This is a genomic window from Lentzea sp. NBRC 105346 (assembly GCF_030269605.1).
GTDB lineage: Bacteria > Actinomycetota > Actinomycetes > Mycobacteriales > Pseudonocardiaceae > Lentzea.
This window is the reverse complement of record NZ_BSTQ01000015.1, coordinates 38,272-52,111: the sequence shown is the minus strand read 5'-3', so window position 1 is coordinate 52,111 and position 13,840 is coordinate 38,272. Positions and strand designations below refer to the sequence as shown.

The following is a 13,840-nucleotide window of genomic DNA, read 5'->3' as shown; positions in this document are numbered from 1 at the left end:
CTTGCCGGACCTCCCGGTGGCGAACTGCCAGAAAATGATCGCGGTTATTACTGGGCGTGTCCCAGCATGTTCGATCCCACGGTTTCCGGTCCGACGCTCGTGAAAGCACCCTGAACGGCCGCACGCCATTCATCGGTACTGATCTTTCCATCTCCGTCGGAATCGATCTGATCGAACGCGTCGGCCGCCATGTCCTCCGGCAGTCCGATACCGCCGTAGATGCGCACGACCTCGACCTTGCTCAGGGTCCCGTCGCCGTTGACGTCCGCCGCGGCGAACAACGCGTCGGCCGCACGCGACACGGCGTCCAGGTAGGAGGGGTCGGACAGCAGCCCCTGCTCGACCGAGGCGATGTACTCGTCCCTGGTCACCATGCCGTCGCCATCGGCGTCGGCCTGCTTCCTGATCTGCTCCCACCAGCCGACGTAGGCCTCGACAACGTGGCCACGATGCGGCGAATCGGCGGCGAGATCGATTCCACTGATCGCTTCGAGCCCGATCGCCTCGAAGTCCTCCCGCTCGAAGAAACCGTCTTTGTCGTGGTCCAGCGTGTCGAAAATGGTGCCAACGTTCTTGATTTGCAGTTCGCTCAGCATGTATTCGAAGCTAGCACTTCGAACGGAGCCAAACGCTCCTACTTTCGTGTGAGAGCGGCCAACACGAAATCGGCTATTTCTTCACCCAGTTGTGTAGGTGACTTGAGGCCGTCCGGGCGATACCACGTCGGCAACTGGTTGACGACGCCGAGCGCGATCAGCACCGCGGTCTCCGCCGGGACGATGTCGCTGAACTCGCCGGAGAGCTGAGCCTTCTCCACGACCGAGCGGAACGTCTCGTGGTAGCGCCGCCGCTCCGCCCGGAACTCCGCCCGGCGCTCGGAATCCAGCCGGTGCATCTCGCGCACGAACACGGCGGTCTCGTCGACGTGTGCGGCCGTCGTCTCGACGAGCGACACGATGATCGCCCGGACCGTCGCGGCCGGGTCGTCACCGGCCGCGATGATCGAGTCGAGGTCGCGCATCTGTTCGGCGATCAGCGAACGGTAGATCTCGAACAGCAGGTCGTCCTTGGCGCCGAAGTAGTGGTACAGCGCGCCTTTCGTGACCTCGGCCGCCTCGACGATCTCCTGCACGGTCGTGGCGTCGTAGCCCTGGGCCGCGAACAGCCGGACCGCCGCGTCCATGATCCGCTGCTCGGTCGCGCTGAGCGCGCCCACTCCCCCACGGCGTGCCATTACGGTGCCAACGCCCGTACGAGGTCGAACTGGTCCGCGCCCGTCGGCAGCAGCGCGATGATGGGCGTGTCGACGCCGTTCGCCTGATAGCGCGCGACCTGCGCACGACAATGATCGACGCTTCCGTGCACGATCAGCTGATCGACGACCTCGTCGGGCACGGCCTTGTTGGCGGCCTTGCGGTCGCCCGCGGCCCACGCCTCCTGCATCGGGCGCAGCGCCTCGCCCCGGCCGAGCCACTCGTGGAACGCCGCGTAGGCGGGCACGGTCAGGTAGCTGCTGATCAGCATGCGTCCCAACGCCCGCGCCGCGTCGACGTCCTCGGTCGGGCACACGAAGATCCGCGCGGCGAGCTCGGCGTCACCGAGCTCCTCGCGCACCCGCGGCACGTCGTCGGCGCCGAGCCAGTTCGTGATCGCGCCGTCGGCCTCCTTGGCCGCGAGGCGCAGCATGTTCGGCCGCAGCGCCGCCAGCATGATCGGCAGGTGCTCGGCGGGCGGCCGTTCCAGCTTGAAGCCCTTCACGGTGAAGGTGTCGAACTCCCGTGAGACCTTCTCACCGTTGAGAGCCATCTTCAGGAACCGGAGGGTGTCTCGCGTCCGCTTGAAGGGCTCATCGAACGACATGGCGTTCCACGCCTGCACGATCGCGGGCGAGGAGGATCCGATGCCGAGCACGAACCGGTTCTGCGACACCTCGGCGAGCGTCGCGGCCTGCATGGCGAGCGTGGCCGGCCCACGGGTGTAGACGGGCGCGATGGCCGTGCCGAGCCGCACCTCTGGCGACCACTGCGCGGCGAGCGCGAGCGGCGTGAACGCGTCGTGGCCCGTGGTCTCGGCCGACCAGATGTCGGTGTAGCCGAGCCCGGCCAGTTCGGTGACCAGCTCGCGGTGCTCGAGCACCGAGGTCCCGACCAACGGCATCGTGATGCCCCAACGACCCATGTCCACGCCTCCCAGCGTCCGGCTGGGACTCACCATACCCTGGGTACCGACCAGTCGGTATGCCGAGCGGCCGAGGTGACGGTGCCGGGCAGGCGCCCGGCACCGTCAGGCGGTCAGAACGTCGCGACGTTCAGCAGTCGCTCGTGCGTCCCGTCCGGATCGGTGGAGGTGTTCCAGTTGGTCGTGCCGGCCGCCTGCAGGGCCGACTTCACGGCCGCCGGAGACGCACTCGGATGCGTCGCCTTGTACAGCGCGGCCGCGCCCGCCACGTGCGGGCTGGCCATCGACGTACCCGAGATCGTGTTGTAGCCGTTGCCCTTCCAGGTCGACAGGATGCAGACACCGGGCGCGATGATGTCCACGTCCGCCCCGAAGTTGGAGAAGTCGGCGAACGTGTCGTCCACGTCCGCGCGGCAAGTCGACGCCGCGCCACCACCGGGCTGACCGTTGAAGTCGGCCAGCGCGCTGACCGTGATCACCTCGTCGTACGCGGAGGGCACGGACTTCGCCGCGTCCGCCGAACTGTTGCCCGCGGCCACGGCGTACGTCACGCCGGCCGCCACGGAACGGCAGATCGCCTCGTGCATCGCGTCCTTGTTGGACCCGCACGCGCTGTCGCTGCCGGATCCGCCGAGGCTCATGTTCGCGACCTCGATCTCACTCGCGTGCGCGGTGACGTAGTCGATGCCGCAGATGATGGCCGAGAACGAGCCGCTGCCCTGGTTGTTGAGCACGCGAACCGGCCAGATGCGCGCGCCGGGCGCGACGCCGACGACGCCGATCCCGTTGTCGAGCGCGCCGATGGTGCCCGACACGTGCGTGCCGTGCCCGTTGCCGTCCTCGGCGCTACGGCCAGTGGAGCAGTTCTTGGCACCCGCGGTGTAGACGTTGAGGTCGGGGTGGTCGAGGTCGACGCCGGTGTCGATCACGGCGACGTCGACGTTCACACGCTCGTCCGTGCCGTTGATCCGGGCCGTCGGGCTGAGCTCGGCGTCGATCCGGTCGATCCCGGTCGGCAGCGACTGAGCGGCGATGGACACCTCGCCGTCCGGCTGTACTAGCGCGACCCTCGAGTCACGCGCGAGTCGTGCCGCGGTGGCGGCGGTCATGTGTGCCGAATATCCGCGCACGGCGGACGAATACAACTGGTCGACGGTGACGCCGAGTGTGCCGGTGAGTGTGTCGGTCACCGACGACACGCCAACGCCGTCCTTCAACAGCACGATGTACCCGTTGGTCTGGGTATCGGCGTTGGCGGGGGCGGCGGACACGGCGGCGGCGAGCAGGACAGCGGCGAGCAGTGCTTGAAGTCGTCGCATGGCTCTCCTCGAAGGGGCGTGAGCAGGGTTACTGGATGCTCACACCCGATCGAGCCGCCATGATCGGCCGTTTGGAGTAATTGATTGATGACCGATGGTTCTTACCCGGACTATGTGCTGGTCAAACAGGAGGTCTCGTTGCGCATCGATCACATCATCTACGCGGCGCCGGACCTCGACGCCGCCGTCGACGCCTTGGAGGAGCGCTTCGGCGTCCGGGCCGCGGGCGGCGGGCAGCACACCGGGCAGGGCACCCACAACAGGCTGCTCGCCCTGGGTCCGCACACCTATCTGGAGATCGTCGCGCCGGATCCCGGCCAACCGGAGCCGCCCGCACCACGCCCGTACGGCGTCGACGGTGTCACGGAAGCCGGGCTGGTCGGCTGGGCCCTCGCGACCGACGACATCGAGCGTGCCCGTTCGGTGGCCAAAGCGAACGGCTTCGCCCCCGGCGACGTGATCGAAGGCCACCGGCTGACCGCACAAGGCGATGTGCTGCGGTGGCGGCTCACCGGCAACGCGCTGACCGCCGGAGTGGTGCCGTTCCTCATCAGCTGGGGCGACACACCACTTCCGGCGGCATCAGCGCCGCGGGGCCTCACCCTCGACGCCTTGCACGTCGAACATCCGGACCCCGGCATCGAGAAGTCGCTTCGAGCTCTCGGGGCCGACGTGCCGGTGCGACGAGCACCGAAACCGGCGCTCGTCGCCCGCATCACGGGCCCGAACGGGAGCGATGTGCTCCGCTGAGAATCAGATCTGCACGCCGCGCTCGGCCAGCCAGCCGAGGGGGTTGATCTTCGTGGAACCGCCGGCCCACACCTCGAAGTGCAGGTGCGGTCCCGTGGACTGGCCGCGGTTGCCCATGGTGGCGATCTGCTGACCGGCCTTCACCTTGGTGCCGGCGAAAGCCACGATCGTGTCGACGTGGCCGTACACGGTGATGGTGCCGTCCTCGTGCTGCACGCGCACCCACAGCCCGAAGCCGGACGCGGGGCCGGCCTCGACGACGACGCCGTCCATGGCGGACAGGATCGGCGTGCCGATGGCGTTGGCGATGTCGATGCCGTTGTGCGAGGTGCCCCAGCGGGCGCCGAAGCCGGACGTGAACGTGCCCTGCGCGGGCCGCACGCACTTGGGGCGGCGGGCCTCGGCCTCGGCGGCGAGCCGGGCCTGCTCCTGGCGGATGGACTCCTGCTTCACGTTGTAGGCGTCCTGCGCGACCTTCAGCGCCTGGCCGAAGTTGTACTGGGCCTGCAGCTGCTCGGCCTGCAGCAGCTTGACGGTTTCGCCGCCGGGGTTCACGGCGTGGACGGTGCGGATGCCGTCAGCCTGGACGCCGGTCGTGGCGACGAGCGCGGCAGCGAGGTCGCTGCTGCCCGCCAGCGGGACGATGTCGCGGTCGACGGGTGCGACCTTCGCGAGGCCGGCGACTCCTGCGAGCGCGCCTGCCGCGACCACCACGGCCGCCGCCCTGCGGCGAACGACCTGTCTTTCATCCTCCATGCGGTGCCGAGCCAAAGTAGTGCCTCCATGCATCGGGGAGCCCGGTCAGGACACCGGCGGGGGAACCGGCTGGAGCCGCTTCGGGACGCAGCTCCGTGTCCTCTTCGAGACCGAACCGTGACATGCGGCGAAGAACGTAACCCGACGTGACAGCTGAAGGCAAAGCGATCAGGGCATTTAGGTGATGAAGACCACCTTCAGTTACACAACGTAATAAGACGTGCTGGGCCGAAAATAACAACGGCCGAACCCCGAAAGGTTCGGCCGTTGTTGCTGGTCAGTAGCTTTATCGTGAAAGTTTCACTTGTACTTGTTGCTCGCCGGCGGCAGCGGCGCGACGGGCAGGCCCTCGTGGATCACCTTCATGGCGTTGAACCACGTGGGCGCCGCCACCATGCCGCCGTAGACGCCGGTGGCCGCGTTGCCGCAGAGGCGGATCGGGTTCGGGCAGATCACCTGCGGCTGGTTGCCGTCCGTGTAGGTCATCACGGCGCCCGCGTACTGCGGGGTGGCACCCATGAATGCGACCGACCAGTGGTTCTCGGTGGTGCCGGTCTTGCCGAGCGTCGGGCGGTTCCAGCCGGACGACGACGCCGCCTGTGCCGCGGTGCCGCCGGCGGCGATGTCCCGGCTCAGGCCCTGCACGAGGGTGTTCGCGAGCTCGGTGTTGACGGCCTGGTCGCAGGGGGCTTCCTTGAGCGGAATCTCCTTGCCGTTGCGGTCGAGCACCTTCTCGACGGGCGTGGGCGGGCACCACTTGCCGCCCGACATCAGGGTCGCCGCGACGTTCGACAGCTCCAGGATGCTGGTCGCGCCCGGTCCGAGGGTGAACGAACCGCTGTTGTCCTGCTTGAACTGCTCGCCCTGCGACGGTCCGTTGGAGCCGTCCGGCTTGAGCTGCTCGCCCTGGATGTTGACGCCCTGCATGGTCTCGCGCATGCCCAGCCGATAGGACATGTCGACCACGTTGTTCAGGCCCGCCTTCTCCTCCAGGATCACGAACCCCGTGTTCGGGGACGTCGCGAGCGCCTCCGTGAGGGTCATCTTGTCCTTGTAGCCGTCGCCCGCGTTCTTGACCGTGTACGGCTTGCTGCCGTCCTTGTAGACCTTCGACGTGTAGAGCTTCGGCACGTCGATGGTCTTGTCGATGCCGGTGACGCCCTTCTCCAGCGCGGCCGCCGCGGTGAACACCTTGGCGATCGAGCCGGCGCCGAACGGCGTCACCTCGGCCGGGATCGGGCGGGCGGTCTGCCCCTTCGCGGCGTCGTTGCCGAAGTCGCGGTTCGCCACGAGCGCGCGCACCCGGTGCTTGTCGGTGCCGGGCTGGACGACCGACATCGCGTTCGCCACGCCGTTGGTCATCTTCGGCACCTGCTGCTCGGCGGACTCCTTGGCGGCCTTGGTGGCCTTCGGGTCCATAGTGGTCTGGATGGTCAGGCCACCGCGCTGCAGCTGCTTCTTGGTGATGCCGGACTTCTGCAGGTACTGGAGCAGGTACTCGCAGAAGAAGCCGTACACCGGGCCGTCACCGGCGCCGACGCAGCCCTTCGGCAGGATCTGCAGGTCCTCGACGACGCCCAGCGGCGCGGCCTTGTACTCCTCGGCCTTCTTCTTCGCCTCCTCGGCGTCGGTGCCGAACGCGCCGTTGTCGCGCATGCGGTCGATCACGAGGTTGCGGCGCTCCAGCGCCTTCTCGGGGTTCGCGCCGGGGTTGAGCGAGCTCGGCCGGTTCGCGATGGCGGCGAGCAGCGCGGCCTGCGGCACGGTCAGCTTGTCGGCCGTGGTGCCGAAGTACGCCTTGGCGGCGGCGCCCACGCCGTAGGTCTGGTTGCCCAGCGGCACGATGTTGAGGTAGCCGGCGAGGATCTCGTCCTTGCTCATCTGCTGCTCGAGCTGCAACGCGATCCGGGCCTCGGTCATCTTGCGGCCCAGCGTCGCCTCGGTCGCCTTCTCCCACGCGGCGGCCTCGTCGTCCGCGCCGAGCACGAACGCCTTGTAGTTCTTGACGTACTGCTGCGTCAGCGTCGAGGCGCCCTGGCTGGTCTCGCCCTCGACACCGGCCTTGGCGGCGGCACGCATGATGCCCTGCCAGTCGACGCCCTTGTGGTCGAAGAACCGCTTGTCCTCGATCGCGATGATCGCCGCCTTCATCGTGTCGGCGATCTGGTTGGGCTCCAGCGGGATCCGGTACTGGTCGTACAGATACGCGATCGGCGCGCCGTTCATGTCCTGGATGGTGGTGACGAGCGGCAGTTCGCCCTTGGCCATGTCACCGGACGTCTTGTCGACGGTGTCCGCGGCCCGGTTGGACGCGAGCCCGAGCCCGCCGACGACCGGGAACATCATGGCGGCGAGGAGGACGCCGGCCGTCAGGCACAACCCCACCAACTTGACCAGACCTGACGCGCGCGCGGCGAACACGTGAGACCGCCACTCCTTCCAGCCTTGCTTTCGAATCCCCTGCTGATTAAGTCGCGCGGGCCCCCTGGGAGGTTGCTTCCGCTGATCGACTGATTTCAACCTACCGGAGTATCCGCAGGCCGATCGTCGGGCTGGCCCTCCGGACCTCGCCCGCCGCGTGGTGCGGCAGAAGGTCGTCCAGGAACCCGTACTTCCTCAGTTCGTCGTCGTCCCGCCGGCTCACCGTGCGCCACCACACGGCGATGTCGCCCCACCCCGGCGCGGACAGCGACCCGCCGAAGTGCTGGACGGACAACGCCGCGCAGAGGTTCGCGAACCGCACCCGGTGTTCCAGTGGCCACCCGGCGAGAGTGCCCATGACGAACCCGGCGCCAAACACGTCACCCGCGCCGGTCGCGTCGAGCTGCGCGACGTTCAGACCCGGCACGTCCACAACCTCGCCGGTCGCGCTGTCCACGGCCACCGCGCCGCGTCCGCCGCGCGTGACGACCACCACAGGCACGTGCTCGGCGAGTTTGCGCGCCGCGCGCTCCGGGGTGTCGGTGCGCGTGTAGAGCTGCGCCTCGGCGTGATTGGGCAGGAACGCGTCGTAACACTCGAGCCGCTTGAGCAGCTCGGGCGCCCACGCGCCGGTCCGGTCCCAGCCGATGTCGGCGAACAGCAGCGCCCCGTCGCGTTTCGCCGTCCGCACCCACTCGGCCTCCTCGGGCTCGACGTGGACGAAACACGCCCGTGTCTTGGGCGGCGGGACGAGCAGGTCGTCCGCCCCGACCGGCGCGCGATGCCCGTGGGTGACCATGCTGCGGTCGCGGTCCATCGCCATCGACACGGTCACGGGCGAGTGCCAGCCGTAGAACCGGCGGCAGTAGCTGAGGTCGACGCCCTCCTGGTCGGCGAGCACGTCCCAGCAGAAGTCGCCGTACGCGTCCTCCCCGAACGCGGCGGCGAGCGCGGTGCGCAGCTCCAGGCGGCGCAGGGCCACGGCGAGGTTGGCGATGCCGCCGGGACAACTGCCCAGCCCCTCCGCCCACACCTCGGTGCCTGCCTCCGGTGGCCGGGGCAGGCCGGTGAAGATGATGTCCAGGAACACCGTCCCGGACAGCAGCACGTCGAAGTCTGGGTCCGCCATGCTGGAATCTTGCCTTCTCGGGACCCGATCGGCCGGACTCACCCGCGCGGCCGCCGAGGGTGGTCGTCCTGCCCCCGGCGGCCGTGCCCGGCTCAGCAGTGGTTGATGTGTGCCTTCAGGTCCGCCTGCGAGCCGGTGCCGACGTAGTAGTCGGTGACGTACTGGGCGGATTCGTTGACCTGGATCCAGAGGTTGTCACCGTTGATCGACTGACCCTCGGTGTAGCAGATCAACTGGACATCGCTGCCCTTCGGGATGACGAAGGCCGTCGGGTAGCTGGTGCTCGGCCCGCCCGCGCGGACGTTGAGGTCCGCCAGCGCGGGCGAGCACCAGATGCCCCAGTAGCCGGAGTTGCAGTGGTAGTAGGCGCCGGCGGCGCTGGCGGTGCCGGCCGTGCCCAACGTGATCGCCGCCGCCATGGCGGTCGCCAGCATGAGCTTCGTACGCATATTGCCCCCAGTGAGATGTGCCTGATTCAGCAGTCGGGCACATGAGGGCAGCGTGAACACGCGGCGATGCCGAAGATGCGTTCCGTCGTCCCCCAGTGTCCGACGAGATGATCGATTCTTCAGACCACGCGACCTGAGGTCAAGCGACTACGCCTCCTCGGCCAGCATCTCCCGCATCTTCGTCAACGCCCGGTGCTGGGCGACGCGGACGGCGCCCGGCGTGGAGTGCACGGCCAGCGCCGTCTCCTCCGCCGACAGCCCGACGGCCACGCGCAGCACGAGGATCTCCCGCTGCCGGTTGGGCAGCTTGTGCAGCAGCCGCACGACCTGCTCCATCAGCTCGCCGTTCATCGCGCGCTGCTCGGGCCCGTCGTCGGGCGCCGGGCAGTCGGGCAGCTCCGGCATGACCTCGCTGCGCGACCGGACGGCCCGGCGGCGCGCGTCGGCGACCTTGTGCGCGGCGATGCCGTAGACGAACGCCAGGAACGAGCCGGGCTCGTAGCGGTACTTGGCCAGCGCGCCGAGCACGGCCAGGCACACCTCCTGCGCGATGTCCTCGGCCGAGACGAGGGTGCGCTCGCGCGTCCCCACGCGAGCGCGGCAGTAGCGGACTATGAGCGGCTGGATGCGGGCCAAAAGGTGATCGACCGCCCGTCTGTCTCCGCCGAGCGCGGCGTCGACGAGATCCGTGAACTCGGCTTCGGCGAGCCACTGGTTGGAGACGGCCGGCCGAACCCGGCGGCGCATGGGAACCGTTGGAACGTCGAGGACACCGACACCGCCACCAGTTCGCACGGCTGTGGGTTGGACCATCCCGGCGACCTCCTCACCTACAGCGACACACTTGGGCTTCACTGGAGAAGAGGTCGCAGTGAGCCATCTGATACCGCTCACTCACAAGAGGACCACGAACGACCCTCACTTGGGGCCTCCAGCACCCCTTCGGGGTAAAACATGGGCCTAACGGCCTAGTCGTTGGTCTATAGCGAACTGGCGCACGCCGAGGTACCCGACCCTGAACCCGGCCTCGGAATATGCGAGGTAGAACTCCCACATCCGGCGGAACGTGTCGTCGAAACCCAGTGACCGGATCTCGTCCCACCGATGGACGAACGTTTCACGCCAACGGCGCAGTGTCTCCGCGTAGTCATGCCCGAACTCGCGCCACGAGGTGATCTTCAACGAGGTGTGCGCCGCCAGGGTCTGCTCGATCGCCTTGACCGACGGGATCAGGCCGCCGGGGAAGATGTACTTGTGGATCCAGGTGTAGCTGTCGGCGCTGGCCAGCATCCGGTCGTGCGGCATCGTGATCGCCTGCAGCCCGATCCGGCCGCCGGGGACCAGCACCCGGTCGAGCATCGAGAAGTACGCCGGCCAGTACTCGCGGCCCACCGCCTCGATCATCTCGACGCTGACGACCGCGTCGTACGAGCCGGTCTCCTCGCGGTAGTCGCGCAACGCGACGGTGACGCGGTCGGCGACGCCGGCCTGGGCGATCCGCTGTTCGGCCAGCTTCTTCTGCTCGGCGGAGATCGTCAGTGACGTGACGGTGGCGCCGCGCTGGGCGGCCCGGATCGCCAGCGCGCCCCAGCCCGTGCCGATCTCCAGGACGTTCGACCCGGCCCGCACGCCCGCGTAGTCCAGCACGCCGTCGATCTTGCGCAGCTGGGCCTCCCGCAGGTCGTTCGTGCCGTCGAACCAGGCCGACGAGTAGGTCATCGTCTCGTCGAGGAACGCCGCGAACAGCTCGTTCGACAGGTCGTAGTGCCGGTGGATGTTGGACCGCGCGCCCGTGACGTCGTTGGCGTCCGTCGACGGGTGTCCGCGGTCGACCCACCGCCGCAGCCGCTGCAGCTTCGGTGGCACCAGCGTGGTCAGCCGGGCGGCGAACGCGGACAGCACGTCCGCGAGCTCGTTGGACGACCAGTCGCCGACCATGTAGGCCTCGCCGAACCCGATCTTCGCGTCGGCCCCGAGCCGGTGGAAGAACGCGGCCGGCCGGTGCAGCCGCATGATCGGGCCACCGGCCCCGAGTGTTCGGCCGCCGGGCAGCACGATGGTCACAGGAAGCGTGCGCACGGCGTTGCGGAACAGCGACTCGGCGATCCGGGCGCGCAGCGGTGACCGCGGGGTGGCGTGCAGGCCTGGCCAGATTCCCTGGTTCGGGCGCGGCAGCGAAAGCGTGCTCATCGGCTACTCCTCGGGGTGATCGGCAGACGCCGCAGGAACAACGCGACGCCGTGGCGGCGGATCAGGGCGGAGACCCGGTGGGGCATGAGCGGTCTGCGCAGCAGCGTGCGCACCAGCTGACGTGGTGTGGCGGGGAACGCGGTCCCTCGCATGCTCGCACTGAACGGCGTCATCCCGTTCTGCCGCAACGCGATGGTCACGGAAAGTTGGCTTGCCGGTTTCGGCAGCCTCATCACGTACTCACCGCCCATGCCGAGGAACGGCGACACGTAGAAGTCCTTGTCCACCTTGGCCCGGCCGTCCGCGTCGGTGCGCAACAGGTACGCGTGCCGCCCGCCGTAGGTGTTGTGCACCTCCGCGACCACGCAGACGAGCTCGCCTTGTGGACTGTGGCACCAGTAGACGGTCAGCGGGTTGAAGACGTACCCGAGCACGCGGGCGTTCGCGAGCATCAGCACCTGCCCGCCACTTAGGTCTACGCCGCGACCGCGCAACCATTCCTCGAGGTTCGCCCTGATGGACCGGTCCGGCGAGCCGAGGTGGTCGCGCGCCTCGAACCGCGCGAACGGCCGCAGCCACCACGGCAGCTCCGGTAACCGATCGAGGTCGACCAGCCACAGGTAGGCGCGATGGGTGAACGAGCGGTCGATGCGTTCCCTTCTGGTGTGGCTGATCTCCACGTCATAGATCACCACTGGACTCCGAAGTGCTCGGCGGCCCGGACGCCGGACGCGCAACCGTCCTCGTGGAACCCCCAGCCGTGATACGCCCCCGCGAACGCCGTTCCCGTCGTGTTGATTGTGGGCAGACGTCGTTGCGCGGCAACAGATTCGGGCGTGTAGATCGGGTGCTCGTAGACCATGGTCGCGAGCGTCTGGTTCGCTGGGATCTGTTTCGCGTTCAGCGTCACGACGTAGTCGACCGGCTCGACGAGGCGCATGAGCCGGTTCATGTGATAGCTGACGAGCACCGGCCCGGTGTCGCGGCAGTCGCGCTTGAGCAGGTTCCACGAGGCCCGCGCGTTCGGCGCCTTCGGCAGGATCGACGGGTCGGTGTGCAGCCTCGTCTCGTTCCGCGAGTACTCGAATTTCGAGAGCACGTCCTTTTCCGCGGGCGTCGGATCCTGCAGCAGTCGCAGCGCCTGGTCCGGGTGCGTCGCGATGACGACCTTGTCCGCGGTGTGCACCTGGTCGGCGTCGTCCCGCAGCTCGACTCCGTGTCCTGTTCGGCTCACGGCCCGGATCGGGGTGGACACCTGCACGGCGGTCAGGTTCTTCACGGCCCGTTCGACGTACGTGCGGCTGCCGCCGACGACCGTCTTCCACCGCGGCGTGCCACCGATCGACAGCATCCCGTGGTTGGCGAGGAACTCGAAGAGATACCGGGCCGGATACCGCGTGGACAGTGCGGCGCCCGACGACCACACGGCGCTCACGACCGGCAGGATGAAGTGGTCGACGAAGTACCGCGAGTACCCGCCGATCGCGAGGAACGCGCCGAGCGTGACGTCGTGCGCCTCCTCGTGTTCCAGGACCCGCCTTGCGTGCCGGTGAAACCGCGTGACCTCGGCGAGCATGACGAGGTACTTGGCGTTTCTCAGGTTGGCGGGCTGTGCGAACAGCCCCGGCAGCTTTCTGGCTCCGGCGTACTCGAGCCCGCACCCGTCGCACCGGACGCTCATCGACATCTCGGAGTCCTGAGTGGACACCTTCAGTTCCCTGAACAGCCTGATCAGGTTCGGGTACGTCCGTTCGTTGTGGACGATGAACCCGCTGTCGACGTTGACCAGGCCACCGTCCGGCGTGGGCAGCTCGTGCGTGTGCGCGTGGCCGCCGAGCCTGTCATCGGCCTCGAAGAGCGTCACGTCGTACCGACGTTGCAGCAGGTAGGCGGCGGTGAGTCCGGCAACCCCGCTGCCGACGACGGCGACCTTCCTCCGGTCAGGCACGCGCACCTCCGAGTGGGACGTCGAGTCCGTGAGGCGAGGCCTCACGCATGGCGTTCGCGATGTCCCGCGCGATCGGTTCGAGCCCCAGTTCGCCGTGGACGAAGTCCTTCACCAGCCGCGTCCAGTCCCCGGCCCTCCGGAGCATCGCGTGCCCGTCGCCCTGGACGGAGAACCGCGCCGTCCTCTGGGTGATCTGTTTGGCCTGTTGGGCGTACCAGTAGGACAGTCGCGGATCCGTCATCCGCTCCTGGTCGCCGTGCGCGATCAGGAGGGACTTGTTCCGGAGCTGTTCGTACGGCTCGCCGCGTTCGATCCACGGAGCCAGGGCGCAGACGGCGGTCACCTGCGGGTGCCCGGCGACTCGCAGCGCCGTCCGGGCGCCCATCGAGTGGCCGACGAGGACGATCGGCACATCCGGGTGCTGGTCGTGGATTTGGTTGAGGGCCCACTCGGCGTCTCTGACCGGGTCCAGGTGCGGGGCGTTCCAGCCGCGTTTGCGGTACCGCATGACCCAGACCTCGACGCCGGGCGCCTTCAGCGCCTTGGCCAGCGGAACCATGCGCAGGTAGGCGAGGTTCGTGCGGCGCACGGGCGCGTGGCCGTGCTGCCGTCCGCCGTGGAGCACGAGCACGACAGCCTTCGTAGTGCCCTGGGGTTTCAGCACGTCGACGCGTGGATGCACACCAGATATTCGGTTGGC

General features: G+C 68.4%; 14 protein-coding genes. 1 reads left to right on the top strand and 13 read right to left on the bottom strand.

Going from position 1 to position 13,840, the window contains the following annotated elements; translation table 11 throughout:
- Positions 1 to 47: 47 nt before the first annotated feature.
- The 4 genes from QSK35_RS28785 to QSK35_RS28770 form a co-directional block, all read right to left on the bottom strand.
- Positions 48 to 596 (bottom strand): EF-hand domain-containing protein, encoded by a 549-nt coding sequence (locus tag QSK35_RS28785; protein ID WP_285750676.1) that lies wholly within the window; start codon positions 594 to 596, stop codon positions 48 to 50.
- A 38-nt stretch (positions 597 to 634) separates the two neighbouring features.
- On the bottom strand, positions 635 to 1,216 hold the full coding sequence (locus QSK35_RS28780) for a TetR/AcrR family transcriptional regulator (protein WP_285750675.1): 582 nt from the start codon (positions 1,214 to 1,216) through the stop codon (positions 635 to 637).
- 17 nt (positions 1,217 to 1,233) lie between these two features.
- Positions 1,234 to 2,178, bottom strand: coding sequence for an LLM class F420-dependent oxidoreductase (locus QSK35_RS28775; protein WP_285750875.1), 945 nt, complete (start codon positions 2,176 to 2,178; stop codon positions 1,234 to 1,236).
- Positions 2,179 to 2,291: 113 nt separating this feature from the next.
- On the bottom strand, positions 2,292 to 3,497 hold the full coding sequence (locus QSK35_RS28770) for a S8 family peptidase (RefSeq protein ID WP_285750674.1): 1,206 nt from the start codon (positions 3,495 to 3,497) through the stop codon (positions 2,292 to 2,294).
- An 87-nt stretch (positions 3,498 to 3,584) separates the two neighbouring features.
- Here QSK35_RS28770 and QSK35_RS28765 point away from each other — a divergent pair, with 87 nt between their 5' ends.
- Positions 3,585 to 4,247: a VOC family protein gene (locus tag QSK35_RS28765; RefSeq protein ID WP_285750673.1), complete on the top strand. Its 663-nt coding sequence runs from the start codon at positions 3,585 to 3,587 to the stop codon at positions 4,245 to 4,247.
- A gap of 3 nt (positions 4,248 to 4,250) precedes the next feature.
- Here QSK35_RS28765 and QSK35_RS28760 read toward each other — a convergent pair whose 3' ends face one another.
- From QSK35_RS28760 to QSK35_RS28720, 9 genes are all read right to left on the bottom strand, one after another.
- Positions 4,251 to 5,003 carry a M23 family metallopeptidase gene (locus tag QSK35_RS28760; RefSeq protein WP_285750672.1) on the bottom strand — a complete coding sequence of 251 codons (753 nt, stop codon included), beginning with the start codon at positions 5,001 to 5,003 and terminating at the stop codon, positions 4,251 to 4,253.
- A 300-nt stretch (positions 5,004 to 5,303) separates the two neighbouring features.
- A complete protein-coding gene (locus tag QSK35_RS28755; protein ID WP_285750671.1) occupies positions 5,304 to 7,424 on the bottom strand; it encodes a transglycosylase domain-containing protein in 2,121 nt (706 codons plus the stop codon).
- 100 nt (positions 7,425 to 7,524) lie between these two features.
- Positions 7,525 to 8,553, bottom strand: a complete 1,029-nt coding sequence (locus QSK35_RS28750; RefSeq protein WP_285750670.1) for a carbohydrate kinase family protein — start codon at positions 8,551 to 8,553, stop codon at positions 7,525 to 7,527.
- Positions 8,554 to 8,645: 92 nt separating this feature from the next.
- Positions 8,646 to 9,002: an SH3 domain-containing protein gene (locus QSK35_RS28745; protein WP_285750669.1), complete on the bottom strand. Its 357-nt coding sequence runs from the start codon at positions 9,000 to 9,002 to the stop codon at positions 8,646 to 8,648.
- 147 nt (positions 9,003 to 9,149) lie between these two features.
- Positions 9,150 to 9,749, bottom strand: coding sequence for an RNA polymerase sigma factor ShbA (gene shbA, locus QSK35_RS28740; RefSeq protein ID WP_285750668.1), 600 nt, complete (start codon positions 9,747 to 9,749; stop codon positions 9,150 to 9,152).
- Positions 9,750 to 9,962: 213 nt separating this feature from the next.
- Positions 9,963 to 11,192 (bottom strand): SAM-dependent methyltransferase, encoded by a 1,230-nt coding sequence (locus tag QSK35_RS28735; RefSeq protein ID WP_285750667.1) that lies wholly within the window; start codon positions 11,190 to 11,192, stop codon positions 9,963 to 9,965.
- Positions 11,189 to 11,884, bottom strand: a complete 696-nt coding sequence (locus QSK35_RS28730; RefSeq protein ID WP_285750666.1) for a DUF1365 domain-containing protein — start codon at positions 11,882 to 11,884, stop codon at positions 11,189 to 11,191. The genes QSK35_RS28735 and QSK35_RS28730 overlap by 4 nt, the downstream gene beginning before the upstream one ends.
- Positions 11,881 to 13,140 (bottom strand): NAD(P)/FAD-dependent oxidoreductase, encoded by a 1,260-nt coding sequence (locus QSK35_RS28725; RefSeq protein ID WP_502881730.1) that lies wholly within the window; start codon positions 13,138 to 13,140, stop codon positions 11,881 to 11,883. Before QSK35_RS28725 ends, QSK35_RS28730 begins: the two co-directional genes overlap by 4 nt.
- On the bottom strand, positions 13,133 to 13,771 hold the full coding sequence (locus QSK35_RS28720; protein ID WP_285750664.1) for an alpha/beta hydrolase: 639 nt from the start codon (positions 13,769 to 13,771) through the stop codon (positions 13,133 to 13,135). Before QSK35_RS28720 ends, QSK35_RS28725 begins: the two co-directional genes overlap by 8 nt.
- Between the last annotated feature and the right edge of the window lie 69 nt (positions 13,772 to 13,840).

What these genes read in the sequence shown, in the direction of transcription:
- shbA (WP_285750668.1), bottom strand. Translation starts at nt 9,749, where the DNA reads ATGCGCCGCCGGGTTCGGCCGGCCGTCTCCAACCAGTGGCTCGCCGAA.
- QSK35_RS28745 (WP_285750669.1), bottom strand. Translation starts at nt 9,002, where the DNA reads ATGCGTACGAAGCTCATGCTGGCGACCGCCATGGCGGCGGCGATCACG.
- QSK35_RS28770 (WP_285750674.1), bottom strand. Translation starts at nt 3,497, where the DNA reads ATGCGACGACTTCAAGCACTGCTCGCCGCTGTCCTGCTCGCCGCCGCC.
- QSK35_RS28760 (WP_285750672.1), bottom strand. Translation starts at nt 5,003, where the DNA reads ATGGAGGATGAAAGACAGGTCGTTCGCCGCAGGGCGGCGGCCGTGGTG.
- QSK35_RS28750 (WP_285750670.1), bottom strand. Translation starts at nt 8,553, where the DNA reads ATGGCGGACCCAGACTTCGACGTGCTGCTGTCCGGGACGGTGTTCCTG.
- QSK35_RS28765 (WP_285750673.1), top strand. Translation starts at nt 3,585, where the DNA reads ATGACCGATGGTTCTTACCCGGACTATGTGCTGGTCAAACAGGAGGTC.
- QSK35_RS28785 (WP_285750676.1), bottom strand. Translation starts at nt 596, where the DNA reads ATGCTGAGCGAACTGCAAATCAAGAACGTTGGCACCATTTTCGACACG.
- QSK35_RS28775 (WP_285750875.1), bottom strand. Translation starts at nt 2,178, where the DNA reads ATGGGTCGTTGGGGCATCACGATGCCGTTGGTCGGGACCTCGGTGCTC.
- QSK35_RS28735 (WP_285750667.1), bottom strand. Translation starts at nt 11,192, where the DNA reads ATGAGCACGCTTTCGCTGCCGCGCCCGAACCAGGGAATCTGGCCAGGC.